This window comes from Synechococcus sp. BA-120 BA3, assembly GCF_034931285.1.
Classification (GTDB): domain Bacteria; phylum Cyanobacteriota; class Cyanobacteriia; order PCC-6307; family Cyanobiaceae; genus Cyanobium.
The window spans coordinates 1-25,366 of record NZ_JAYGHZ010000259.1 but is presented as its reverse complement, the minus strand read 5'-3'; the positions used below and the strand labels follow the sequence as shown (position 1 = coordinate 25,366).

22 protein-coding genes are annotated in these 25,366 nt (G+C 68.8%); 19 read left to right on the top strand and 3 right to left on the bottom strand.

Features of this window, described 5'->3' with window-relative positions:
- The first annotated feature begins 384 nt into the window (after positions 1-384).
- On the top strand, positions 385-1,317 hold the full coding sequence (locus VB737_RS09320) for a sigma-70 family RNA polymerase sigma factor (protein ID WP_500312562.1): 933 nt from the start codon (positions 385-387) through the stop codon (positions 1,315-1,317).
- 12 nt (positions 1,318-1,329) lie between these two features.
- Here the strand turns inward: VB737_RS09320 and VB737_RS09315 are convergent, their stop codons facing one another.
- Positions 1,330-2,208 (bottom strand): hypothetical protein, encoded by an 879-nt coding sequence (locus VB737_RS09315; protein WP_500312561.1) that lies wholly within the window; start codon positions 2,206-2,208, stop codon positions 1,330-1,332.
- Positions 2,209-2,452: 244 nt separating this feature from the next.
- The gene (pdhA, locus tag VB737_RS09310; RefSeq protein WP_500312560.1) at positions 2,453-3,562 is read right to left on the bottom strand and encodes a pyruvate dehydrogenase (acetyl-transferring) E1 component subunit alpha; all 1,110 of its coding nucleotides are present in this window, start codon (positions 3,560-3,562) and stop codon (positions 2,453-2,455) included.
- 108 nt (positions 3,563-3,670) lie between these two features.
- Here pdhA and VB737_RS09305 point away from each other — a divergent pair, with 108 nt between their 5' ends.
- From VB737_RS09305 to galE, 9 genes are all read left to right on the top strand, one after another.
- The gene (locus tag VB737_RS09305; protein WP_500312559.1) at positions 3,671-5,644 is read left to right on the top strand and encodes an IMS domain-containing protein; all 1,974 of its coding nucleotides are present in this window, start codon (positions 3,671-3,673) and stop codon (positions 5,642-5,644) included.
- Positions 5,644-7,110 carry a signal recognition particle protein gene (ffh, locus tag VB737_RS09300; RefSeq protein WP_323243539.1) on the top strand — a complete coding sequence of 489 codons (1,467 nt, stop codon included), beginning with the start codon at positions 5,644-5,646 and terminating at the stop codon, positions 7,108-7,110. The genes VB737_RS09305 and ffh overlap by 1 nt, the downstream gene beginning before the upstream one ends.
- Positions 7,111-7,156: 46 nt before the next feature.
- On the top strand, positions 7,157-7,582 hold the full coding sequence (rpsP, locus tag VB737_RS09295; RefSeq protein ID WP_323243540.1) for a 30S ribosomal protein S16: 426 nt from the start codon (positions 7,157-7,159) through the stop codon (positions 7,580-7,582).
- Between the two features lie 44 nt (positions 7,583-7,626).
- Complete coding sequence (locus VB737_RS09290) at positions 7,627-8,595, top strand: PhoH family protein (RefSeq protein WP_323243550.1); 969 nt, start codon at positions 7,627-7,629, stop codon at positions 8,593-8,595.
- Positions 8,592-9,098, top strand: a complete 507-nt coding sequence (locus tag VB737_RS09285; protein ID WP_323243541.1) for an FUSC family protein — start codon at positions 8,592-8,594, stop codon at positions 9,096-9,098. The genes VB737_RS09290 and VB737_RS09285 overlap by 4 nt, the downstream gene beginning before the upstream one ends.
- Before the next feature lie 104 nt (positions 9,099-9,202).
- The gene (locus VB737_RS09280; RefSeq protein ID WP_323243542.1) at positions 9,203-9,931 is read left to right on the top strand and encodes a Bax inhibitor-1/YccA family protein; all 729 of its coding nucleotides are present in this window, start codon (positions 9,203-9,205) and stop codon (positions 9,929-9,931) included.
- A 310-nt stretch (positions 9,932-10,241) separates the two neighbouring features.
- Positions 10,242-11,366 carry a GDP-mannose 4,6-dehydratase gene (gene gmd / locus VB737_RS09275; protein WP_323243543.1) on the top strand — a complete coding sequence of 375 codons (1,125 nt, stop codon included), beginning with the start codon at positions 10,242-10,244 and terminating at the stop codon, positions 11,364-11,366.
- 130 nt (positions 11,367-11,496) lie between these two features.
- Positions 11,497-12,465 (top strand): GDP-L-fucose synthase family protein, encoded by a 969-nt coding sequence (locus VB737_RS09270; RefSeq protein WP_500312558.1) that lies wholly within the window; start codon positions 11,497-11,499, stop codon positions 12,463-12,465.
- Positions 12,462-13,508, top strand: a complete 1,047-nt coding sequence (galE, locus tag VB737_RS09265; RefSeq protein ID WP_323243545.1) for a UDP-glucose 4-epimerase GalE — start codon at positions 12,462-12,464, stop codon at positions 13,506-13,508. Before VB737_RS09270 ends, galE begins: the two co-directional genes overlap by 4 nt.
- Here galE and VB737_RS09260 read toward each other — a convergent pair.
- Positions 13,462-14,595, bottom strand: coding sequence for a TIGR03790 family protein (locus tag VB737_RS09260; protein WP_500312557.1), 1,134 nt, complete (start codon positions 14,593-14,595; stop codon positions 13,462-13,464). The two genes, galE and VB737_RS09260, sit on opposite strands and share 47 nt — an antisense overlap.
- Positions 14,596-14,840: 245 nt before the next feature.
- On the opposite strand from VB737_RS09260, the gene VB737_RS09255 reads away from it, so the two are divergent.
- The 9 genes from VB737_RS09255 to VB737_RS09215 form a co-directional block, all read left to right on the top strand.
- A complete protein-coding gene (locus VB737_RS09255) occupies positions 14,841-16,760 on the top strand; it encodes an ABC transporter ATP-binding protein (protein WP_500312556.1) in 1,920 nt (639 codons plus the stop codon).
- 49 nt (positions 16,761-16,809) lie between these two features.
- A complete protein-coding gene (locus VB737_RS09250; protein WP_323243548.1) occupies positions 16,810-17,739 on the top strand; it encodes a glycosyltransferase family 8 protein in 930 nt (309 codons plus the stop codon).
- The gene (locus VB737_RS09245; RefSeq protein ID WP_500312555.1) at positions 17,736-19,286 is read left to right on the top strand and encodes an asparagine synthase-related protein; all 1,551 of its coding nucleotides are present in this window, start codon (positions 17,736-17,738) and stop codon (positions 19,284-19,286) included. The genes VB737_RS09250 and VB737_RS09245 overlap by 4 nt, the downstream gene beginning before the upstream one ends.
- On the top strand, positions 19,283-20,500 hold the full coding sequence (locus tag VB737_RS09240; protein WP_500312554.1) for a glycosyltransferase: 1,218 nt from the start codon (positions 19,283-19,285) through the stop codon (positions 20,498-20,500). Before VB737_RS09245 ends, VB737_RS09240 begins: the two co-directional genes overlap by 4 nt.
- Positions 20,493-21,404 (top strand): glycosyltransferase family 2 protein, encoded by a 912-nt coding sequence (locus VB737_RS09235; RefSeq protein WP_500312553.1) that lies wholly within the window; start codon positions 20,493-20,495, stop codon positions 21,402-21,404. Before VB737_RS09240 ends, VB737_RS09235 begins: the two co-directional genes overlap by 8 nt.
- A complete protein-coding gene (locus VB737_RS09230; RefSeq protein ID WP_500312552.1) occupies positions 21,401-22,285 on the top strand; it encodes a glycosyltransferase in 885 nt (294 codons plus the stop codon). Before VB737_RS09235 ends, VB737_RS09230 begins: the two co-directional genes overlap by 4 nt.
- A 16-nt stretch (positions 22,286-22,301) precedes the next feature.
- Positions 22,302-23,423, top strand: coding sequence for a glycosyltransferase family protein (locus VB737_RS09225; RefSeq protein ID WP_500312551.1), 1,122 nt, complete (start codon positions 22,302-22,304; stop codon positions 23,421-23,423).
- A gap of 22 nt (positions 23,424-23,445) precedes the next feature.
- Positions 23,446-24,330 (top strand): glycosyltransferase family 2 protein, encoded by an 885-nt coding sequence (locus VB737_RS09220; protein WP_500312550.1) that lies wholly within the window; start codon positions 23,446-23,448, stop codon positions 24,328-24,330.
- A partial coding sequence (locus VB737_RS09215; RefSeq protein WP_500312549.1) for a glycosyltransferase family 4 protein occupies positions 24,327-25,366 on the top strand: 1,040 nt, incomplete at its 3' end. The genes VB737_RS09220 and VB737_RS09215, both read left to right, overlap by 4 nt.

Here is a 25,366-nt window from a genome sequence, read left to right as displayed (position 1 = left end):
GGCTGGCGGCCGCCGCCCTCGACCACGCCCTGGCGGGGGTCCAGGCCCATCGCCGCCACGGGGCCGGCGGGGTCACCCCCCTTGCCGTGGCCGAGGCCCTGGCACGGGGGGCGGGACCGGACTCGGAGTCGCTGGGCTGAACAAGCGGACCAACCGGAACAGACCGGTCATGGCCACGGACCGATCCGGTGACGCTGGCGATTCTTCGTACCAGCCACAGAAGATTTAGCCCTCTGCTCATCCAAGCAAAGCCAATTACTAAAGAAACCCGAATGTGTGTGGGTTCACATGTAATTCCTTAAAAGTTGTTCCAGACACTTTCTGTCCCTGCCAGTGGGTGGATAATCCATCCACACTTTCGAAGGCGCCATTACGCCCCCTCCTATGACCGTCTCCGCCGTTGCGACGCGAAGGGAGGGCTCCACCCGCAGAGGGAGTGATTCCATCACCTGGTATCTCACCTCCATCGGCAGAGAGCCTCTGTTGACTCCGGCCGAGGAGATCGAGCTCGGCAACCAGGTGCAGGCGATGATGCATCTGGTGGAGGAATCGAAAGGCGGCTACTCCGTCCAGGAGAACAAGACGATCAAGGTCGGCCGCCGCTCCAAGGAGCGCATGATGCGCGCCAATCTTCGTCTCGTGGTGAGCGTCGCCAAGAAGTATCAGGGCAAAGGTCTCGAACTGCTTGATCTGATCCAGGAAGGGTCCCTCGGCCTCGAGCGCGCCGTCGAGAAGTTCGACCCCACCCGGGGCTACAAGTTTTCCACCTATGCCTTCTGGTGGATCCGCCAGAGCATGACCCGGGCGATCGCCTGCCAGTCCCGGGCCATCCGCCTGCCGGTGCACCTCAGCGAACGGCTGACGACGGTCCGCAAGGTGAGCCTGGAGCTGGCCCACAAGCTCGGCGCCATGCCCAGCCGCCGGGAGATCTCCGAAGCCATGGCCATCCCCGTCGAGGAGCTCGATTCCCTGCTGCGCCAGGCCCTCACCATCTCCAGCCTGGATGCCCCCATCCATGCGGAGGACGGCCGCAGCTTCCTGGGGGACCTGATCGCCGATGGTTCCGCCGAGGAGCCGCTGGATCGCATCGAGCGGGGCATGCACCAGGAACAACTGGCCGAGCTCATGGGCCACCTCTCCGCCCAGGAGAAGGAGGTGCTGGCCCTCCGCTTCGGCCTCGACGGCATGGAACGCCACACCCTGGCCGAGATCGGCCGGCAGCTGGATGTGTCCCGGGAGCGGGTGCGGCAGATCGAACTCAAGGCCCTGCGCAAACTGCGCACCCTTTCGACTCGGAGCGCCGTTCCCCTGTCCTGATCGGCCGAACCGTCAGCGGCGCCCCCCTCCGATCAGAACCCGCTTCAACCAGCCCTTGGCCTGGAGCCCGGCGATCTTCATCCGGCTCTCCCCCTTGAGGCCCCGGTCGCGGCGGATCTGGATCGGAGCCTCGCTGAGCCGCTCCCAGTCCGGCAGCCAGCAGTTGTCGGCCCGCGGGAACCAGAACTCGAACACGGAGGTCGTCGAGATGGGCAGCAACTTGCCCAGAATCGAATAGATCGACTGATCGTGGCGGTGCTCCTTGAACCCCTCCAGGTTGGGGGAGCGGGACGGGCGGTCGTCGATCATCGAGAAATCCTCGCTGAACACCCTGACCCAGTGCCGCATGAAGTCCATGGCGGCGGGGGACTTGCGCACAAAGAAGGTGGTCGCCCCCAGTTGCTGGGTGCCCGTGATCTCCGGCCGGTCGCGCACCGCCAGCCGGTCGAACAGGTCGCCCTTCGTCCACCGGGCCTCCAACTGATCGGGGAACTGCCGGCCCTCGTAGATGAGGGATCCGTTGGGAGGCAGACATTCGAAACCCTGCAGACCTGAAGGGGCCTGTTCGGCCATGGAGAAGAGCTCCAGCAGGCGCTCCCGTCCGGCGGGGTTGAGGTGGCAGCCGGAATCGACCCAGTGCACCAGATCGCCGTCCTGCAGGCGCTCGAGGGTCTGAAGAACGATCTGGGGCTTCCAGGCGTAATAACCGAAACCCCGATGCTCCGGTGTCAGATAGTCCTTGAAACGCTGGCGGAAAGCAGGATCGAGATCGGACTCCGAAGCCCCCACGATATCTGTATAGGCCCCCATCTCCTTCGCCTGGCGGCATAGGCGGCGGCGCGCCACTTTCATGCGGTGATCCGTGAATGTGACCAGTACACGCTTGGCCATCAGACCCGCTGCCGTCCAGGCAATTTCAGCGATCCTAACATCAACTCAAGACAGGACAATTGTCTTGTCGTCAGGACGGAAGGCTGGCATGAATCCGGGACGTTGCAACAACTGCAGGAGTCAGATTTGGCGCCATCCCAGACGTACCAGCCACACCCGCGCTGCACCGCCAGCTTGACCGCCAACAGTGGGCTGCTCAGCGGTCTGCTCAGCGGTCTGCTCAGCGGTCTGCTCAGCGGTCTGCTCAGTCGTCGGCCCAGATGTAGCGGGTGAGTTCACTGCCATCGGGCTCGGGAGCCGCCAGGGCGAACTCAACGCAATCGGCCACCACGGCATCGATCTCCCTGTCGATCTCCTTGAGCTCCTCGGCCGCGGCCAGTCCCTGCTCGATCAGGCGGCCGGCCAGTTGCTTGATGGGATCACGCTTGGCCCAGAACTCCTTCTCGGCCGCTTCGCGGAGTTCGTCGGGATCGGCCAGGGAATGGCCCCGGAAGCGGTAGGTGAGGCATTCCAGCAGGGTGGGCCCCTCTCCGGCCCGGGCCCGGGCGATCGCCCGCTGGGCCGCCGCCCGCACGGCCAGCACGTCCATGCCGTCGACCTCCTCGCCGACCATGCCGAAGCCGGCCGCCTTGCGCCAGATCTCCGGCTCGCTGGTGGCCCGGTTGTGATCCATGCCGATGGCCCAGCGGTTGTTCTCGACCACGAACAGGATCGGCAGTTTCCACAGCGCCGCCATGTTCAGGCATTCGTAGAACTGGCCGATGTTGCAGGTGCCGTCGCCGAAGAACGCCGCCGTCACCGCATCACTGTCGGCCTGGCCGAGGGCGTCACGCTTGTAGCGGCTGGTGAAGGCTGCCCCCAGGGCCACGGGGATGCCCTCGCCGATGAACGCATAGCCGCCGAGCAGATGGTGCTCCCGGGAGAACAGGTGCATCGACCCGCCCCGCCCCTTGCTGCAGCCGGTGGCCTTGCCGAACAGCTCGCTCATCACCTCCCGGGCCGGCACACCGCAGCTCAGGGCATGGACATGGTCGCGGTAGGTGCTGCAGAACCAGTCGTGCTGGAGGCGCATCGCCCGGATCACCCCGGTGGAGACGGCCTCCTGACCGTTGTACAGATGCACGAAGCCGAACATCTTGCCGCGGTAGTACATCTCGGCGCACTTGTCCTCGAAGCGACGCCCCAGGGTCATGTCGCGGTAGAGCATCAGGCCCTCCTCCCGGCTGACGCTGGCCCGCTCGGCGGGATACAGGCCCTCGAGCCGCACCGCATGGCTGCCGGCCTCCTCGGTCGGAGAGCTTGCCCCGACGATGCCGGGCTGGGCGGCCCGCGCCGCAGTCAGTTCCTGAGTCATGGCAGGACGGCGATGCGATTCGTGGCCATGACTGTACGGGGTCCGTTCCCTGATGACAGTCAAAACCACTGCCTCTGACTACAGTCGCGCCCCAGCGGCCTCATCGGATTGGACCTGCCGATCGATCACTTCCGGTTGCTGGGCGTCTCCCCGTCCGCCGATGCCCAGGGGGTCCTGCGCACCCTCCAGTCGCGGCTGGACCGGGTGCCCCACGGGGGCTTCACCCCGGAAACCCTGCAGGCGCGGGCCGACCTGCTCCGCGCCAGTGCCGACCTGCTCTGTGACCACGACCGGCGCGCCGCCTACGAAGCGGAACTGACGGGCCTGGCCGACACCGCCGGCTCCCTGCAGCCCGCCCTCGAGATCGCCACCACCCGCCAGGTGGGGGGTCTGCTGCTGCTGATGGAGGGGGGCCAGCCCCTGGACGCCTTCGAGCTGGCCAGCCGCTGCCTGCAACTGCCCCAGGCCCCCACCCTGGGCAGCGGCCGCGAAACCGATCTGACCCTCCTGGCGGGACTGTCCTGCCTCGAGGCTGCCAAGGAGCTGGAGGAGCAGCGGCGCTTCGAAGCCGCCGCCCGCACCCTGCGGCAGGGCCTGCAGCTGCTGCAGCGTCTGGGCAGGCAACCCGAGCTCAGGGAAACCATGAATGCCCGTCTGGATCGGCTCACCCCCTACCGCGTCCTCGATCTGCTCAGCCGCGATCTGGCCGCCGGCGCCGAACGGCGCGAGGGCCTGGCACTGCTGGAGCAGCTGGTGCAGCGGCGCGGGGGCCTCGAAGGGGACGGCGATCCCCATTTCCCCCGCCAGGACTTCCAGACCTTCTTCCACCAGATCCGCTCCTTCCTCACCGTCCAGGAACAGGTGGATCTGTTCAGCCGCTGGGCCGCCAGCGGCTCAGAGGCGGCCGACTTCCTGGCCACCATCGCCCTCACCGCCTCCGGCTTCGCCCAGCGCAAGCCCGAACGCATCGCCGAGGCCAGAAACCGCCTGCAGCGCAGCGGACGGGAGGGCGTCGAACCGCTGCTCGCCAACCTGCACCTGCTGCTGGGGGAGGCGGATACGGCGCGGGCCTGCTTCGACAGCGGCGCCAGCCAGGACCTCAAGGCCTGGGCCGCCGGCAAGAGTGACGATCCCCTCGGCCAGCTCTGCGCCTACTGCAGTGACTGGCTGGTGCGGGACGTGCTGCCCGGCTACCGGGACCTGGAGGCCGAACCGGATCTGGTGGCCTACTTCAGCGACAGGGACGTGGTGGCCTACGTGGAGCGGGAGGACCAGCGCCGGGGCCGCGCCTATCTCTCGGCGCCGGCGGCGCCGGCCGCTGCGGCCCCTCCCCCGTTCCCGAGCTACGAGACCCCTGGGTTTCCCGCCGCGGAGTCCTTCGCTCCTGTCGCCGCGGCCCCTGAGGGCTTCGCCCCCCTGCCGCCAACAGGCTCCGAAACGGATCCCGACGACGACGGGGATCTGGATGACGAGGTGCCCCTGCGCTGGCAGGTGCCCCCCCGGCCCTGGCTGCTGGCGGGCGGTGCCGCCCTTCTGCGGCTCCTGGCCGGTGCCTGGGTGCTGCGGCAGCGCCAGGGTGCACCATCGCCGCCACCGCCCCCGGCTCCGCTGCCGGCTCCGCCCGCCAAACCCCCGGCAGCCGCCCCGGCGGCCGCACCCGGGCCGGTGATCGGCCAGGACCTCACGCCCCTCACCACCCCCCGTCCAGATGCGGCCCAGGTCCGACGGCTGCTCGAGAACTGGCTGACGGTCAAGGCCGATGTGCTGGCCGGTGAGCCCATGCCCAAGGGTCTGGATCGCATCGCCCGGGAAGGGCCGGTCGAGCTGCTCGCCAGGGAGCGCCGCACGGATGCCGCCCTGGGCCAGACCCAGCGGCTGGACGTTCGGATCACCGACCTGACCCTCTCCGAAAGCGGGCCGCGGCGAATCGTCGCCGTCGCCCGGCTCCGCTACAGCGACCGGCGCCTCGATAAGGACGGCAAGGTGGTGGAGACCACGGCGCCGATGGAGCTGCGCAATGGTTATGTATTCGGACGCGACGGCGACAGCTGGCGCCTGGTGGCCACCCAATCCCTCAACTGATGTTCGACGAACTCTCCCAGCGCTTTGAAGACGCGGTCAAGGGACTGCGGGGCCAGGCTGCCATCTCGGAGACGAACGTCGATGGCGCCCTCCGCGATGTGAGGCGGGCCCTGCTGGAGGCCGACGTCAGCCTGCCGGTGGTGAAGGAGTTCATCGAGGAGGTGCGGCGCAAGGCCGTCGGCGCCGAAGTGGTGCGCGGGGTGAGCCCGGACCAGCAGTTCATCCAGCTGGTACATGCACAGCTCGTCGAGACCATGGGCGGCGCCAATGCCCCCCTGGCCCGGGCCGCGGAGGGGCCCACCGTCATCCTGATGGCCGGCCTGCAGGGGGCCGGCAAGACCACCGCCACCGCCAAGCTGGGCCTGCACCTCAAGGAGCAGGGCCGGCGCGCCCTGCTGGTGGCCGCCGACGTCTACCGGCCGGCCGCCATCGACCAGCTCCAGACCCTGGGCCGCCAGATCGGCGTGGAGGTGTTCAGCCTGGGCAGCGACGCCGCGCCGGAGGCCATCGCTGCCGCCGGCGTGGCCAAGGGACGGGACGAGGGCTTCGACACCGTCCTGGTGGACACCGCCGGCCGCCTCCAGATCGACACCGCGATGATGGAGGAGATGGTGCGGATCCGGGAGGCGGCGGCCCCGGATGAGGTGCTGCTGGTGGTGGATTCGATGATCGGCCAGGAAGCGGCTGATCTGACCCGGGCCTTCCACGAGCAGGTGGGCATCACCGGCGCCGTGCTCACCAAGCTGGACGGCGATTCCCGCGGTGGGGCGGCGCTGTCGATCCGCAAGGTGAGCGGCGCCCCGATCAAGTTCATCGGCACCGGCGAGAAGGTGGAGGCCCTGCAGCCGTTCCACCCGGAACGGATGGCCAGCCGGATCCTGGGCATGGGCGATGTGCTGACCCTGGTGGAGAAGGCCACCAAGGAGGTGGAGCTGGCCGATGTGGAGAAGATGCAGCGCAAGCTGCAGGAAGCCAGCTTCGATTTCTCCGATTTCGTGCAGCAGATGCGCCTGATCAAGCGCATGGGCTCCCTCGGCGGGCTGATGAAGCTGATCCCCGGCATGAACAAGATCGATGACGGCATGCTTCGCCAGGGGGAGAGCCAGCTGAAGCGCATCGAGGCCATGATCGGCTCGATGACCGAGGCCGAACGCCGCCAGCCCGAACTGCTCGCCGCCCAGCCCTCCCGCCGCCGCCGTATCGCCGCCGGCAGCGGCCACACCCCGGCGGATGTGGACAAGGTGCTCGCTGACTTCCAGAAGATGCGCGGCTTCATGCAGCAGATGACCCGCGGAGGAATGCCGGGGATGCCGGGCATGGGCGGCATGCCAGGGATGGGCGGAATGCCGGGGATGCCTGGGATGGGTGGCATGCCGGGCATGGGCGGCCCCGGTGGCCGTGGCGGCGGCCAGCCCCGCAAACCTCCCAAGCCCGCCAAGAAGCGCAAGGGTTTCGGCCAGCTCTGAGCCGGCCTGTAGGATTGGGGGCTGCATTTCGAGCACCCTTTTCCAGATGATCAAGCTCCGGCTGAAGCGGTTCGGCAAGAAACGGGAAGCGAGTTTCCGTCTGGTGGCCACCAACAGCACCTCCCGCCGCGACGGCCGTCCGCTCGAGGAACTGGGCTTCTACAACCCCCGCACCAAGGAAACCCGCCTCGACGCCGAGGCCATCCGTGTCCGCCTGGGCCAGGGAGCCCAGCCCACCGACACCGTGCGCAGCCTGCTCGAGAAGGGCGGCCTGATCGAGAAGACCACCCGTCCGGCCGAGACCGTCGGCAAGCTCAAGCAGGCTGCGGCCCGTGAAGAGGCCGCCGCTGCTGCGGTCAAGGAAGCCGCCGCCGCCAAGGAAGCCGAGGCCGCCAAGCAGGCCGCTGAGGCCGCCGCCGCAGCAGAAGCGGCCGCTGCCGCCGACGCCGAACCTGCCACCGCCGAGGCCTGAGCGAACTCTCCTCCACGTTCGCCCTGCCCGACAGCGCCGCCGCCATCGCCTTGGCCGGCACGGACAGCACCTCCCTGCGGCGGCTTGAAGCCCTGACGGGCGCCCAGATTGTCCTGAGGGGTCTCGATCTTCAGATCCGGGGCCGCACCTCCCAGGTGGAGCGTCTGCAGGCCCTGATCCAGCTGCTCGAGCCGCTGTGGACACGGGGCGAGCCCATCGGCCCGGTGGACATCCAGGCGGCCCTGACAGCCCTGGACACAGGGCGCTCCGACCAGCACCGCAGCATGGGGCTCCAGGTGCTGGCCACCAGCGTCACCGGTCGGCCCCTGCGTCCCCGCACCCTGCGGCAGAACAGCTATGTCGAGGCGATCGAACGCCACGACCTGACGCTGGCGATCGGGCCTGCCGGCACCGGCAAGACCTTCCTGGCCACGATCCTGGCCGTTCGGATGCTGCAGGAGCGCAAGGTGGAGCGGCTCGTCCTGACGCGGCCGGCGGTGGAAGCGGGCGAGCGGCTCGGCTTCCTGCCCGGTGATCTGCAGCAGAAGGTGGATCCCTATCTGCGTCCCCTCTACGACGCCCTGCACGGGCTGCTGGGACAGGAGCGCACCACCCAGCTCCTGGAGAAGGGGGTGATCGAGGTGGCCCCGCTGGCCTTCATGCGCGGCCGCACCCTGGCCGATGCCTTCGTGATCCTCGACGAGGCCCAGAACACCACCTGCGCCCAGATGCGCATGGTGCTCACCCGGCTGGGGGAGAACTCCCGCATGGTCGTGACCGGTGACACCACCCAGATCGACCTGCCGCCGGGCCAGCTGAGTGGCCTGGTGGAGGCGGAGCAGGTGCTGGCCGGGGTTGAAGGGGTGGCGATCTGCCACTTCTCCGATGCCGACGTGGTGCGTCACCCGCTGGTGCAGCGGCTGGTGCAGGCCTACGCCCGCCGCGATGCCCGCCCGCCGGCCCCTCCAGCCAGGAAGCGGACCGAGGCCTCCCCTGCCCGATCGGAACAATGAACAGGGCCGAACGGCTGCGCATCCCCGCCCAGATCGCGGTGGCCGCCCTGGTGGCCTACTCCCTGGGCTTCTGGTTCACGAGCCTGTTTCCCGGCTACCTGCCGAAGATCGGCGGGCTCTGGTCAGCGATCTCCGCCGTCGTCGTCACCCAGGTCACCCGCAAGGATGCGGCCTCCTCGGCCTCGCTGCGGATTCTGGGGTCGGCGATCGGCGCCATCACCAGCGCGGTGTACCTGACGCTGCTGCCCTTTCACCCCCTGGGCATGGCCCTGGCAATCTTCGCCACGGTGATGATCTGCGCGGCGATCAATGTCCCCAGCCACGGCCGTCTGGCGGCGATCACGGTGATCGTCGTGATGGTCACCGGCAGCCTGGATCCGGCCCTGAGTCCGGGTGTGAACGCCCTGCTGCGCTTCCTGGAATCCTGCATCGGCACGGGCGTGGCGCTGCTGGCGGTGTGGCTCTGGCCCGGATCGCGGCGCCAGCCCCTGGACGAGGCCTGAAGCCAGTCCGCACAAGGGGCCCCGCATGGGGAGATCCGAACCGGCGCCCCTGCCGCAGGCCTGGGGCCGCTGGCAAGATGGATTGAGTTTGAAATGCCAGCGCCATGCCGGCCAGAAGCAACTTTCAGGAAGCCATCCGCGAGGCCCAGTCCAGCGCCCTGATCGGGCCCAATGTGGTCAACAAGGCCCTTCCCTATGTGGGCGGGGGCATGGTGCTCACCGCTGCCGGCGTGGTCGGTGGCCTGTCGATGATCGGCAACCCGATCTTCATGCCCCTGTTCTGGGTGGCGTTGATCGGCAACTTCATCCTCTTCTTCGTGGCCCAGAACGCGGCCATGAAGGGCAACAACGGCACCGCCCTGCCGATCCTGGCCACCTACAGCCTGATCACCGGCTTCACCTTGAGCGGGATCGTGGCGATGGCCATCGGCACCGCCGGCATCGGAGCGATCGGCACCGCCGCCCTGGCCACCGGCATCACCTTCGTGATCGCCTCGGTGGTGGGCCGCAACATGAGCGACAACCTCGGCCAGGCCCTCAGCGGGGTGGTGGGCCTTGGCATCGTCGGCCTGCTGATCGCCATGGTGGTGCAGCTGGTGGGCGGGATCTTCATCCCCGGCTTCGGCGGCAATGGCTTCGAGTTGATGATCGCCGGCTTCGGCACCGTCCTGTTTGTAGGGGCCGCCTTCGTCGACTTTTACACCATGCCCCGCACCTACAGCGACGACCAGTACCTGGCCGGCGCCCTGGGCATGTACCTCACCTACATCAACCTCTTCATCTTCATCCTGCGCCTGATCATCGCCCTGCAGGGTGGCGGTCGCCGGGATTGAGGCCGTCGAGACCAGGCATTGATCGTTCTCGTCAGCCAAGCCTTCCCCATGGGCCTGTCCGTTCAGGATGGGTCCATCTTTTTTTTGTCTCGATCCATCGGCGCCGGTCAGCACAATCTCCCGCCCTGCCCACCTCCGCACACGGTCCTTGCAGAGGCCCGGCGTCCCAGCGGGGGACGGACCGCGAGCGCCCGGCTAAGCTCCAACCGATTCCAGCCGGCCCAGGCAGGCCTGGCACCACACCAGGGGCAACCTGCGCTGCTGCTCGGCAGGCGTGGCCCCTTCACCCTCTGAACACAACGGAAACCCCATGACCAAAACGGCTCTGATCACCGGGATCACCGGCCAGGACGGTTCCTACCTGGCGGAGTTGCTCCTGGAGAAAGGGTATGTCGTGCATGGGATCAAACGGCGGGCCAGCAGCTTCAACACCGACAGGATCGACCACCTCTACCAGGATCCCCACGAACAGAATCCCCGCCTGGTTCTGCACTACGGCGATCTGACGGATTCCACCAATCTGATCAGGATCGTTCAGCAGATCCAGCCGGACGAGATCTACAACCTCGGGGCCCAGAGTCACGTGGCCGTGAGTTTCGAAAGTCCCGAATACACGGCCAACTCCGATGCCCTCGGCACCCTGCGGATCCTCGAAGCCGTCCGCATCCTGGGCCTGACCGACAAGACCCGCATCTACCAGGCCAGCACCAGCGAACTCTATGGACTGGTGCAGGAGATTCCCCAGAAGGAAACCACTCCCTTCTATCCACGCAGTCCCTATGGCGTAGCCAAGCTCTACGCCTACTGGATCACGGTCAACTACCGCGAGGCCTACGGGATGTACGCCTGCAACGGCATCCTGTTCAACCACGAAAGCCCCCGGCGGGGGGAGACCTTCGTCACCCGCAAGATCACCCGGGGCCTGGCCCGCATTGATGCCGGTCTGGATCAGGGCCTGTTCATGGGCAACCTGGACTCCCTGCGGGACTGGGGCCACGCCCGGGATTACGTGGAGATGCAGTGGCGGATGCTGCAGCAGGAGCAACCCGAGGACTTCGTGATCGCCACGGGGCGGCAGGAGTCGGTGCGCCGCTTCATTGAGCTCACCGCCGAGGAACTGGGCTGGGGCGGCATCGTCTGGAGCGGCAGCGGCGTTGAGGAGACGGGCGCCCGGCGTGACACCGGCGCCACCGTTGTGCGCATCGATCGGCGCTACTTCCGGCCGGCGGAGGTGGAGACCCTGCTGGGGGATCCCACCCGGGCCCGGGAGCGGCTGGGATGGACGCCCACCACCACCCTGGAGGAACTGGTGGCGGAGATGGTGGCCACCGACAAGGAGGAGGCCGCCAAAGAGGCCACCCTGCGGCGCGAGGGGTTCACCGTCGTCGGCTCAATGGAGAATCCCCCCCAGGTCGGGGTCACGGTCGCTCCGTGAAACGGGCCCTGAAACGCCGCTATGGTCAAGGCGCTGCACCATTTCCGTCAAGGCGGACCTGCGCCCAAACGACGCCCTGCGACCCGATTCTCACCACCGCCCTGGAGCGCGGGGCCCTGACGACTCCCCCATGTTGATCTCCCCCAACGACCGGATCTTCGTCGCCGGCCACCGCGGCATGGCCGGATCGGCCATCGCCCGACGCCTGCAGGCCGAGGGCTATCAGCATCTGCTCACGGTCAGCCGCTCCGACCTTGACCTGATGGACGGCCCCGCCGTGGCGGCCTGGTTCGCCGACCAGCGTCCCGATGTGGTGGTGCTGGCGGCGGCGCGCGTCGGGGGAATCCTGGCCAATTCCACCTACCCCGCCGACTTTCTGCTCGACAACCTCAAGATCCAGCAGAACGTGATCGAGAACGCCTGGCGGCAGGGCACCCGCCGCCTGCTGTTCCTCGGCAGCAGCTGCATCTATCCCAAGAGGGCCGAACAGCCGATCCGGGAGGAGTCCCTGCTCGGGGGGCCCCTGGAGCCCACCAACGAGTGGTACGCGATCGCCAAGATCACCGGCATCCAGCTCTGTCGTGCCCTGCGGCTGCAGCACGGCTTTGACGCCATCAGCCTGATGCCCACCAACCTCTATGGCCCCGGCGACAACTACCACCCCACCAACAGCCATGTGCTGCCCGGCCTGATCCGCCGCTTCCAGGAGGCCCGGGAGTCCGGCGCCGAGGAGGTGGTCTGCTGGGGCAGCGGCCGGCCCCTTCGGGAGCTTCTGCATGTCGACGATCTGGCTTCGGCGGCCCTGTTCTGTCTGCGCCACTGGCAACCGGGCAACGACGACCTGCAGCACATCAACGTCGGCACCGGATCGGAGGTGAGCATCCAGCAGCTGGCCACGATGGTGGCGGACGCCGTCGGGTTCCGCGGTCGGATCGCCTGGGACACCTCCAAGCCGGACGGCACCCCCCGCAAACTCCTGGATGTCAGCCGTCTGGCCGCCCTGGGCTGGCGGGCGGCGATCCCCCTGGAGGAGGGGCTCAGGCGCACCGTGGCGGAATTCGTCAGCGAGCGGGCCAGCGGCGCCGAGGTGCGGCTGTGAGGATCCTCGTCACCGGCGGCGCCGGCTACATCGGCAGCCACGCCGTCCGGGCCCTCAGCCGGGCGGGGCACCAGCCCGTGGTGCTCGACAACCTGGTCTACGGCCATGCCGACATCGTCGAGAAGACCCTCAAGGTGCCGCTGGTGCTGGGCCAGGTGGGCGACCGTGAGGTGCTCGAACCCCTGCTGCGCGGCCGCCATCCCACCTTGGACGGCACCGCCCTGGAGGGCAAGCCGATCGAGGCGGTGCTCCACTTCGCCGCCTACGCCTATGTGGGCGAATCGGTGACCGATCCGGCCAAGTACTACCGCAACAACCTGGGGGACACCCTCACCCTGCTGGAGGCCCTGGTGGCCACCGAGCGGCCGTTGCCGATCGTGTTCTCCTCCACCTGCGCCACCTACGGCATTCCCCAGCAGGTGCCGATCACCGAGGACCACCCCCAGGCCCCGATCAATCCCTACGGCCGCAGCAAGTGGATGGTGGAGCAGCTGCTCACCGACTTCGCGGCGGCCTACGGCCTGCCCAGCGTCATCTTCCGCTACTTCAATGCCGCCGGTGCCGACCCCGACGGCGACCTGGGGGAGGATCACAACCCGGAGACCCACCTGATCCCGCGGGTGCTCGACACCATGAGCGGTCGGGAGCCCTACCTGCAGATCTTCGGCGACGACTACCCCACCCCGGACGGCACCTGCATTCGCGATTACATCCACGTAGCCGACCTGGCCGATGCCCACGTCCTGGGGCTGGAGCGGCTGCTGCGTCTGCGGGAACGGGAGGAGACCGAGCGCCGACCGCTGATCTACAACCTCGGCAACGGCACCGGCTACTCGGTCCAGCAGGTGATCGAGACCGCCAAGGCCGTGACCGGCCGCGGCCTGCTGGCCCATGTGGCCAAGCGCCGGGACGGTGACCCTCCCCAGCTGGTGGCCGGGGCCACCCGGGCCCACCAGGAACTCGGCTGGCGGCCCCGCTTCCCGGAGCTGGAAACGATCATCGAGCACGCCTGGGCCTGGCACCTGCGGCGTCACCAGGGCTGAGTCCACCGTCCACCGGCCAGGGCCTGGCCAGGGGCTCGCCGATGAAGACCCCCTGGCCGGGCATGGCCACGCTGCGCCAGTAGCTCTCGATCAGGGTGTCGCCGCGGAGGTAATAGGTGAGCAGCAGGCCGGGATCAGGAAACTTGGCCGGGAAACTGCACGGTTCCACCACGGTGCCGTAACTGCCGGTGGCGCCGGCCTCGAGCCAGCGGAGCGCGCTCATCTGCGGGCTGTCGGTCAGCTGCCCCCCAAAGGAGGTGAGGTGATCGGCGACGGCACCGGGGCGGAAGCGGTTGGTGCGCAGGCCCACGGGGAAGGCCAGCCCCGTGATGTAGGCCATCACGTCCTGGGCTCCCACCAGGGTGTCGCCCACGACGATCCGCACCCGCAGGCGGGAGCCGATGGCCGCCATGACCCGGTCGTAGCCGGCGGCCCGTCGGTTGCGCCGGGCATCGCTGGTGCTCAGCAGATAGGCCGTCCCCGGCGGGGCGGTGCCGTCCGAGGCCACGCCCTGCTGGATCAGGCGCCTGGCCGTCGCCGCGCTGGTGGCCGCCAGCATCATGCTGGGCCGCACCCGCAGCTGATCCCAGGGACGGCGCACGTCACCGCGGGCAAACAGGGGGCTCAGGGCGGTGGTGCGGCAACCGCTGGCGCAGAAGCGCGGATCGAGGCCGAAGCTGAAGGCGCTGGTGATCGACTGGCAGCCGACCCGGTACGGGGCCGCCCAGGCCAGGGCATAGACCTGGACATGGGCTGGGGTCTGCCTGTCAACGCTGGCCTTGATGCGGCGGAACAGCCCGGGGTCCAAGGAGGTGTCCCCGGGCGGAAAGCGCACCCGGATCACCTGGTCCGGGGGGATCAGCCGGGCCGCCTGGTACAGCTGGCCGATGGTCTCGCTGAGGGGATCGGCGGCATTGATGAGGATCGCCAGATGGCGATGGTCGAGGGGGCCGCGGGAGGGTGGCCCGGCGCCGATGGACCGTCTCCCGCTCCAGGGGCCGCCACTGGCCGCCAGGGCCAGCGGCAACAGCAACGCCACCGCCACGGTCAGCCGGCGGCGCCACGCACGTGGCGGAGGAGGGGCCATGGCGAATTCGGTAGGGCGATCGTAGAACCAGCCCAACGCCATGCAGGACTCCGGTGGCGGCCTAGATTTGAGTCCGCCGGCGTGCCAGATCGTTGCCATCCCGATCCCCTGGTCCGCCAGGTTGAGGCCAGCCTCAGAACCAGACTCCCGCCGCGTGACCCGGAGGCGGCTCCCCGACCGGAATCGGCACCCCGCCGCAGCCCCGATTCCCCAGCCGTTTCCCGACCCCTTCCGCCTCGCCGTTGATGCCGCTTCTCCACCGCATCGCCAGACGACTCCCCAGCCCCCTGCTCGCCCCCCTCACCGACCAGCGGCCCGCAGCCCGTCTGATCCGGCATTCAGCGAAGAAGTACTGGAAGCTTCTGGCGCTCAACTTCTCCACCAGCCTGGTCGCCAGCCTCAGTGAGGGCGCCACCCTCGGGATCATCTTCCTTTCCGTCAGCCTGATCAGTGCTCCCGAGAACAGTGACTGGAGCAAGATTTCCGTCCTCGGATCCCTGAACCAGCTTCCCTGGCTTCAGGACTGGCTGAACAGCACCCTCAGCACCCGCTCCGGTCGCGACGGCATCTTCATCCTGCTCCTGGCCACCGCCGTGGCCCTGCAGGCCCTGATGGCGGCCACCAGTTACGTCAACAGCGTCAGCACCGCCGTGATGGGGGCCCGGATGGGCACCGAAATCACCGCCAAGCTGAATGATCGGGTCCTCTCCCTGACCTTCGGCTGTGCCAGCCGGTATCGGGTGGGCGACCTGCTGAATTATGTCGGCTCCGGCGGCAGCACCGTTCAGAAGGAGATCAACCTGGCCAACGGGCTGTTGATGAACAGCCTGCAGCTGATCATCTACCTGGCCATCCTGGTGGCCATCTCCCCATGGCTTCTGCTGGTGGCCTTCGCCATGGCCAGCGTGATGCAGTCCATCCAGAAAGTGCTACTGCCGCGGATCCGCAGGAATTCACGGGAGCAGCAGAAGGTGGGCGTCGAACTGTCCAGCCATCAGAACGAACAGATCCAGGGTCTGCGGCTGCTGCACAGCACCGGCCAGCTGGAAAGTTCCAGAAAGAAACTGAAGGCACTGCTCGGCGAAAGCAAGCGCCTGTCGATCAGGCAGAGCAAGCTTTCCAACATTGTGCAGCCGATTTCCAACATGCTGCCGATCATTTCGATCGCCATCATCGCGGCGCTCAGTCTGTTGGTGTTCAAGGACCGCAGCAGCGGCGTCCTGCCCAGCCTGGTGACCTTCATCATCGCCCTCCAGAGACTCAACCAGAGGGTCGGCACGCTCACGGGCCTGGCCACGGGCTATGCGGCCAACAGCGCCAATGTGGAGCGGCTCAACCAGATCCTGCGCGATGACGACAAGGACTTCGTCCGCACCGGCGGTGCGCCGTTCACGGCGCTCAGGGAGAGCATCCAGCTGGATGCTGTCTCGTTGCGCTACAGCCCCGATCTGCCGGAGGCCCTCTCCTCCATCCAGCTGACCATCGGCCGCGGCCAGACGGTGGCCCTGGTCGGCTCCAGCGGCGCCGGCAAGAGCTCCATCGCCGATCTGCTGGTCGGCCTCTACGAACCCACCGGCGGCCGGATCCTCATCGACGGAATCGACATGCGGTCGATCAATCTGGCCAGCTGGCAGCAGCGGCTGGGGGTCGTCAGCCAGGACACCTTCCTGTTCAACGCCAGCATCGCCAGCAACATCGGCTTCGGCGTCGAGAACGCCTCCATGGACGACATCATGGAGGCGGCCGCCAAGGCCCAGGCTTCTCGCTTCATCGCCGACCTTCCCGAGGGCTACGACACCAAGATCGGCGAACGGGGTTACCGTCTCAGCGGCGGCCAGCGCCAGAGAATCTCCCTGGCCAGAGCGATCCTGCGCCGACCAGAACTGCTGATCCTGGATGAGGCCACCAGCGCCCTTGACAGCCAGAGCGAACGGCTGGTGCAACAGGCGATCGAACAGTTCGAGCGCCAGCACACCGTTCTGGTGATCGCCCACCGTCTCAGTACGATTGTCAATGCCGACGTGATCTGTGTGCTTTCCGAGGGAAGGATCATCGAACGGGGCCGTCACCATGAGCTGCTGGCCCAGGAGGGTCTCTACGCCAGACTCTGGAGTGACCAATCCAAACATCCCCATCAGACGCCCCTGTCGGCAGCCTCCGTCTGATGGCTTTCCCACTCCCCGGACCGACCCTGCAGGACCACGAATCCTTCTCATGATCATTGCCTGCACGATCGACAACAACTACATCCGGCACTGCGCCGTGATGCTGAAGTCCCTGCAGCTCTCCAACCCCACCGAAAGCCTCAGTGTCTATATTCTCCACGGTGTCATCGATGCCGCGGAACGGGCACGACTGGCGGCCTATCTCGGTGAGTTTCTGCCTTCAGTTTCCTTCCTGCAGCTCGATGAGCAGATGCTCGCGGGTTTTCCCGTCTTCGGCCACATCAGCCTGGCCACCTATTTCCGGCTGCTGCTGCCGGCGGCGCTGCCCCATGCGGTGGAGAAGGTTCTCTATCTGGATTCCGACCTGATCGTGGTTGACGCCCTGCGGGAGCTCTGGGAGTCGCCCCTGGAGGGGAACAGCATCGGTGCGGTGGAGGAACACAACCAGGAGTTCGACCGCAACCGCCTTGGTCTGGCGGAGGGCTCCCTGGTCTTCAATGCCGGGGCGATGCTGATCGATCTGGGCCGCTGGCGCCGGGAGAACATCCTGGCCAACGGGCTGGAGTTCGCCCGCACCCATCCCGAGCGGATCAAGCACTGGGATCAGGACGTGCTCAACTCCCTGCTCGAGGCCCGCTGGCTTCCGCTCGACTGGCGCTTCAACGCCCTGCCCCACCTCTGGATGCACCCCGACTACACCGCTGCCGGCACCCCCCTGGGCCGGCAGGCGGAACTGGCCCGGGCGAATCCCGCCGTGATCCACTTCGCGGGCTCGGGCGTGGCCAAGCCCTGGCACCATCGCTGCACCCATCCCTGGCGCCAGCGCTACCTGGAGATCCGCCAGCAGACCCCCTGGGGCCACCTGCCCCTGGAGGGCACCCCCAACACCCCCCCGGGCGATCGGTTCGGGCGGCTGCGGTCACGGGTCAAGCGGGCCGGCAAGGCGATGCTCGGCAGGCTGGTCCCGCGCCACCGATGACCATCCAGATCGGCGACCACCGGCTCACCTGCATCGGCTACGCCGACAGCACCGAAGCCGATCTGCTCGGACGCTTCCTGCGCCAGGGCAGCCGCGCCCTGGCCGCGACCGAGGGGGAGTATGCGCTGGTGATCGAGACCAACGCCGGCGACGTGACGGTGGTCACCTCGCCGGTGGGGGCGACGCACTACTACGTCCTGGAGCACGACGGCCGCCTCTTCCACGGCGACAGGGTGGCCGAGATCCTGCACCGCAGCGGCCTCGCCTGGCGCTGGAACTGGCAGGCCCTCGGCGATCTCTGCCAGCTGGAGAACCTGACCGACAACCAGACCCTCCACCCGGCGATCCGCCGGGTGCCCCCCGGCAGCGTCCTCCACTTCACCGAGGGCAGGGTCTCCCTCCACTCCGTCGCGGTCCTTGACCGCATTCCGCCGGCCCCCCCCGACCCCGACGCCGCCGTCGACGCTCTCAACGACGCGGTCCTGCGGCTGGCGGGGGACAACCCCTACCTGTCCCTGTCGGGCGGATTCGATTCGCGGGTGATCCTGGCGTCGATGCTGCGCCAGGGCCTGCGGCCCCATCTGATCACGATGGGGCGGGAGGAGGCGACCGATGTCCAGGTGGCCCGCCGCATGGCCGAGCGCTTCGATCTGCCCCACCAGCTGATCAGCCTGGAGCTCGACGACGTCTTCGCCCACGCGCGCACCATCTCCAGCGTCACCAACGGCACCAAGACCGCCTGGCACTGGCACACCTTCCTCTATCCCCTCAAGGCCGACATCCCCGCCGAGGCCACGTTCTTCGTCGGCACCCTGGGGGAATTCGCCCGTTCCTACTACTTCGACCGCGGCTGGCTGGGCCGCTTCGCCTCCCTGGCCCCCGACGTCGCCCTGGGCCGGTTCTGGAGGATGAAACTGAACCGGCACCCCAGTTTCTCCGCCGAGGAGCTGAACCACCTGGCGCCACCGCTGGCCGCCGAGCTGGTGGCCGAGGGCCGGGGCCGGCGGGCCGAGCGCCTGGCGGGGTTCTGCCGGGGCGGCTTCCTCGAGGGCCTCACCCGCTACTACTTCGAGCAGCGGGTGCCCAACTTCTATGCCAACGGCATCCGCATGTACCGGGCCTCGAGCGCCTGGCGCTCACCGTTCCACGATCGCCGCTGGATCGAAGCGATCTGGAACCTCCCCGATGGCTGGAAGCTGGGCTCCAACTGGCACCGCCATGCCATCGCCCGCAACTGCCCCGAGCTGCTGACGTTCCCGGAGGAGAACGGCTTCGACCGCCAGCGCATGCTGCCCAAGGCCCCTCCCCTCTACTGGACGCCGCCGATGCGGCGGGCCCGCTACGTGAGCTACGACCTCAGCGCCGACTGGTACCGCGACCCGCGGATGCATGCCTACCTGGTCGAGCACGCCGGACGGATCGACGATCTGGTGGATCCGGCACTGATCGGGCGGATCCTGGAGGCCCACCGCAGCGGCAGCGACCGGACCAGGACCCTGGCCTTCCTGCTCACCCTGATCGTCTGGAAGCAGGTGATCGCCCCATGAGGGTGCTGTTCGTCTCCCACATGGCCACCCGCAGTGGTGCTCCGCTGCTGCTGCTCTGGCTGCTGCGCTGGCTGATGGCGCAGAAGCGCGGCATCGAACCGGCGGTGGTGCTGCTCAGCGATGGTCCCCTGCGCCCCGATTTCGAGGCCCTGGCCCCCACCGAGGCCTGGAGCCGGCCGCTGTTCCAGCCCCTGCGTGAGCGCGTCGCCGCCCGGCTGGGGCGGGGACGGGCGGGCAGCCCCGCCGAGCTGCTGGAGGCTGCGGTGCAGCGCCACAGACCCGAGCTGATCTACCTCAACACCCTGGTGCTGGGCCAGCACCTCCGCGGCCTGGCCGCCGATCCGGCCCGCCCGGCCTGCCTCAGCCATGTCCATGAACTCGAGACCACCCTGGCCACCATGAGCAGCCCGGAAGCCGTGGCCCGCCAGCTGTCCCTCTCCAGCGTCGTGGTGGCCTGCGCCGAGGGGGTGAAGCAATCCCTGCACACCCACCACGGACTGCCCCTGCAGCGCTGCACCGTGATTCCGGGCTTCCTGCCCTTCTCCGCCCCCGGACAGGGCCAGCCCCCGCAGGAGACCCTGCCGGGCGAGCCCACCAGCCTGGAGCCCGCTCTGGACCCCATGGAAGCGGCCCTGGCGGCGGGCACGTTCGTGTTCGGCTTCGCGGGCCAGGCGATCACCCGCAAGGGGTTCGACCTCTTCCCCCTGCTGGTGAAGGAATGTGAGCGAGTCTTCGCCGGCCAGCCCTTCCTGGCCGTCTGGCTCGGGGCCTCGCCAGGGCAGGAGGACGTGATCGTGGCCCGGCGCGATCTGCAGCTGCTTGGGCTCGAGCACCGCGTCCTGCTGCTGCCGCCGATGCCCTCCGCCATCGGCGTCATCGCTCGCTTCGCTGTCCATGGCCTGCTGTCGCGGGAGGACCCCTATCCCCTGGTGGCCCTCGAGGCCGCCGCCGCAGCGGTGCCCAGCATCTGCTTCGAGGGCGGGGGCGGCATCGTCGACTTCGTGGCCGACGGCTGCGGGCTGGCCGTCCCTTACCTCGACCTGGCGGCCTTCGCCGCCGCCCTGCACCGTCTCAGCAAGGACCCGGACGGCCGGCGCCGCCTGGGGGAACGCAGCCGGGCCCGGGTGTGGCGGGAGTCCGGCATCGACGACGTGGCGCCCCGTCTGCTGGCCTCCATGGAACGGGCCGTCGCGGCCGGACCTCACCATGGCTGAGGTGCCCCTGCCCGAAACCCGTCCCCTCTACGGCTGGTCTGGAGCCGCGGAGATCTGCGTGCCCGATCGGTTCCGCAGCGACCCGGACCGACCGCTCTTCTCGATCGTGATCCCCACCCTCAACCAGGGGGCCTACATCGAGGACACCCTGCTCTCGATCCTCTGGCAGGGCTACGACAACGTCGAGATCATCGTGGTGGACGGCGGCAGCACCGACGACACCCCGGCGGTGCTGGAGCGCTACCGCGCCTGGATCTCGGTGCTCATCAGCGAGCCCGACCGGGGCCAGTCGGACGCGATCAACAAGGGCTTCCGCCGGGCCAGCGGTTCGATCCTGGCCTGGCTCAACTCCGATGACTTCTATCTGCCCGGTGCCTTCCACACCGTGCTGGCCTGCTTCGCCGCCCAGCCTGGCCGCCGCTGGGTGATCGGCAGCGGTGACATCATCAGCGCCGACCAGCAGTTCCTGCGCCATGTGCCGGGCCGGGAGGGATCCGAGGACACCATGCTGGCGATCGAGAATGGCTGCTTCCTGCTGCAGCAAAGCTGCTTCTGGAGCGCCTCCCTCTGGCGGGAGGCCGGAGGGCAGGTGGACGAGTCCCTGAGCCTGCTGATGGACTACGACCTCTGGTGGCGTTTCTCGCAGCGCTGCTCCGGCAGCGTCACCCAGGAGAAACTGGGGGCGATGCGCTACTACCCCACCGTGAAGACCCGGCGCCAGGGGGAACGCTTTCCGGCCGAACTGGCCACCATCTACGCCCGCTACGGGGCCAGCGCCTCGCTCGATCGCCTGGTGCAGCGGCTGCTGGCGGAGAAGTCCGCCCTCGGCGAGCGACTCTCGGCCCTGGAGCGCCAGCTGCCGGTGCGGCTGCTGCGCCGCCTGCGGCTCCTCCCCCGACCATGACGACCCCCGAACTCTTCGTCGGCATCACCAGCTGGAACAGCGAGCTGTTCCTGCCCCACTGCCTGGAGGCGCTCCAGAACACCACCGCCGGCCTCCACACCCACATCTGCGTGCTGGACAACGGCTCCGCCGACCGCTCCGTGGCGATCGCCCGCGAGCGGGGGGCCGAGGTGGTGCAGCGCCGCTGCACCCAGCCGGAGGCCCTCAATGCGCTGCTGAACCGTTCCCGTTCCCCGTACACGCTGCTGCTGCATGCGGACGTCATCGTGCTGGCACCGGACTGGTTCCAGCTGTGCCGTTCGCGGTTCAGCGAGGGGGTGGCGCTGGTGTCGCCGCAGGACATCGGCTGCGGACCCCTCACCCGCCCCTTCGGTGCCGACATGCCGGAGAGCTCCTTCCTGCTGATGCACACCCAGCGGTTCCGCCGCTGCCGGCGCCTCCACTGGCGGCGCAAGGGGCGGTTGCCACGGCCGCGCTACGAGGTCGACTTCCAGGGCCCCCACATCACCCACCACCTGCCGATGGAGCTGGAGCGGCGCCGGCTCAGCTGGGTGCCCATGGACGTCTACGTGTCCAACCGGGCCAGCGAGCCGCTGTTCACGCCGGCCTCCCCACCGGCGATCTGGAGCGACGAGCTGGCCTACCTGCGCTACGGCCTCGGCAACTTCTACGGGCTCGGCGGCACGATCACCCATTACCACAACTGGTACGACCGGATCGCCGCCCGGGAAAAGACCGAAACGGCACCGAACCCCTCGCGCAAGGATTTTCCGGTGGACTTCATCCGCTCCTACACCCAGCGGCTGCTGGCGGACTACAGCGCCGGCAGGCTGGAGCTGCCCACCGACCTCAGCACCACCCGCACCCCCAGGGCGCTCTAGCCCCATCGTTTCCGCCATGACCGGTCCCTCGTCGCCACGGCCGATCGCCGCCCACTTCCTGCTGGTGCCGGAGCTGCTGCACTCGCCCCCCAACGAGGCGATCATCTCCGCCCTGCTGGAGAACGGGTTTGATGTCCACGTCTTCGCCCCAGGACCCTGCGGCAGCACCGCCCCCTACGGCGACCGGGTCAGCACCCATCCGGTGGCCTATTCGATGCGCTGGCTGCTGGCCCAGGCCTGGCGTCCCCGCTGGCGCCGCTACGCCTGCTTCTCGGGCACCACCGAGGATCCGATCGCCGTGGTGGGTGTGCTGGCCCGCTTGCACGGCCGTCCCTCCTTCATCCTCGGCGACGAAATCCGCGCCGGCAGCTACCGGGGGCCCCGCTCGGAACGCTGGAAACGGCTCTGCCTGCAGGCCTACCGCCGGGCGCGCTTCACGATCGTCAACGACAGCCACCGGGTGGCGCTGGTGCGCGACTATGCCGGCCTGCCGCCGGCCCAGCCGGTGCTGGTCTACCCCGGCTGCTTCCGCAACCCGCCACAGCGGGATCCGGTCCTGCGCCGGGAGCTCCGCCAGCGCTGGGGCCTGCCACCGGACGCCCTCACGCTGGCCATTTCCGGGGGCTTCAACCTCACCGCCGGCGCCGACTGGCTGCTCGACGCCCTGCACGAGGATCCAGCGCTCTGCGCCGTGGTCCAGCCCCTGGGGGTGGATCCCCTGGCCCTCTACCTGCTGCGGCGCCTGAGCCTGGGGGGCCGGCTCCACATCGAGACCGGCCGGCTGTCCTGGCAGGAGGCCTGGCGATCGGCCGTGGGCTACGACATCGGCCTGGCCGTCTACACCAATCCGGCGCCCCAGTTCCAGGCCATGGGCGTCAGCTCGAACCGGCTGTGCATGTACCTGGCCATGGGGGTGCCGGTGATCTGCAGCCGCCAGCCCAGCTTCCAGTTCGTCGAGGACTTCGGCTGCGGCGTGATGGTCGACGATGGCGCCGGCTTCCTGGCGGCGGCCCACCACCTGGGGGCCGACCTGGACGCCCGGCGGGAGGACTGTGCCCGCTGCTTCCACGACCACATCCGCCCCAGGGAGCGCTACCGCGCCCTGGTGGAGGCGATCGGCGCCCTGGGGCGCCCCTGAGGGAGCACCCACCACCGCCACCATGAACCGCTCCTCCCTCAACCTGCGCCTCTACCTCGCCGCCCGGGCCGTGGTGCATGGCAGCCGCCGCCGCATCCCGCGGGTCCTGCTGCCGCCGCGGCGGCCCCTCGGCGACCGCTTCAGCTTCGCGATCACCACCTTCGAGGCCCGCTACGCGACCTACTTCCGTCCCCTCTACCTGTCCCTGCGGCGCAGCTTTCCCGAAGTGCCGATCCTGGTGGTCGTCAACGGCCACGGCGATGGGGCCAGCCAGAGCCGCTACCTGGAGCGGCTGTGCCGCGAGCTGGCCAGCGGCGAGCCGCCCCATCGCCGCTTCCTGCTGCATGAGCGGGTGGTGGGGCTCTGCCAGATGTGGAACGAACTCCTCCAGGCCAGCCCCACCGCCACCACCCTGGTGCTCAACGACGATCTGCGCATCGACCCCTACCTGCGGCGCTGGGCCGAAGCGATGGACTGGGAGTCGGTGGATCTGAGCCTGCTGAACAACACCTGGTCCCACTTCGCCATCGGCCGCCACTGCTGGGAGAAGATCGGCGCCTTCGACCAGAGCTTCAGCGGCATCGGCTTCGAGGACATGGACTACACCGCCCGGGCGTCCCTGGCGGGGGTGCGGATCGGGGGTGTGGCCTGTCCCTATCTGCACCATGCGAACGACCAGCCCGCCACCACCTCCTTCGACGGCCAGTCGGAGCGCGTCTGGGGCAAGTACACCTCCGCCAACCAGGAGGTGTTCGTCCGTAAGTGGGAGCGCTGCCCGGAGCCGGAGGGGACCTACATCCGCCAGCTCGGCCACCACGTGCGGCCCGTCGCCCCGCTGCCACACCTGCCCGTGCCGCCCCTGAACGCGGCCGGGCCGGGGATCGTGCACCTGGATCGGACGCCATGAGGGTGCTGGTGCTCGCCCCGTCCGCCTACCTGCTCGGCGGTGTCCAGGACTGGCTGGCGAACCTGGTGCCGGGCCTGCGGGAGGGAGGGCTGGAGGTGACCGTGGCGGTGCCCGACGGGGACCATCACCGCCATGGCTCCTACGCCCGGGCCTATCCGGCCCTGGCGGCCGAACCGATCGCCAACCCCAGCGGCAGCGCCGAAGGCCGGATCCGCGCCATCGCCACCCTGCTCGGACGACTCGACCCGGAGCTCGTGCTGGGCGTCAACCTGGTCGACCTCTACCCCGCGGCCCAGCGGGCCCGGTGCCAGGGCCGGTTCCACGGACGGGTGGTGATGACCCTGCATGCGCTGCAGGCGGACTACTTCGGCGACCTGCGCGTTCACGGCGCCGGCATCGACGCGGTGATCGCCACCAACCGCCTGGCCTGCCGGCTGGCGAGCGGGCGGAGCGGGATCGATCCGAGCCGGGTGCTCTACGCCCCCTACGGCGTGCCGGTGCCGGCCTGGCGGCCCCCCGGCGGCGATCCGGCCACCACCTTGAAGCTGGCCTGGGTGGGGCGGCTGGAGCAGCCCCAGAAACGGGTCCACGATCTGCCGCCGCTGCTGCAGGCGCTGCAGGCCCGGGGCCTCGACGTCCAGCTCAGCATCGCCGGGGACGGCAGGGAGCGTCAGGCCCTGGAGGCCTCCCTGGCCCCCTGGATCGAACGGGGCCGGGTGCGGATGCTCGGCCATGTCGACCAGGGCCGGCTGGCGGCGGAGATCTACGGCCATCACCATGCCCTGGTGATCACCTCCTCCTGGGAGACGGGCCCGATCGTGGCCTGGCAGGCCATGGCCAGTGGCATGGCGGTGGTGAGCAGCCGCTACGTGGGAGCGGGCCTGGAGGGGGCCCTGGTGCACGACACCACGGCCCTGCTGTTCCCCTGCGGGGACACGGACACCGCGGCGGGCGAACTGGCGCGGCTGCGGAACCCGGCCCTGCTGGAGCGGCTGTCCAGGGCCGGCCACGGCCTGGTGGCCGGGCGCTACAGCGA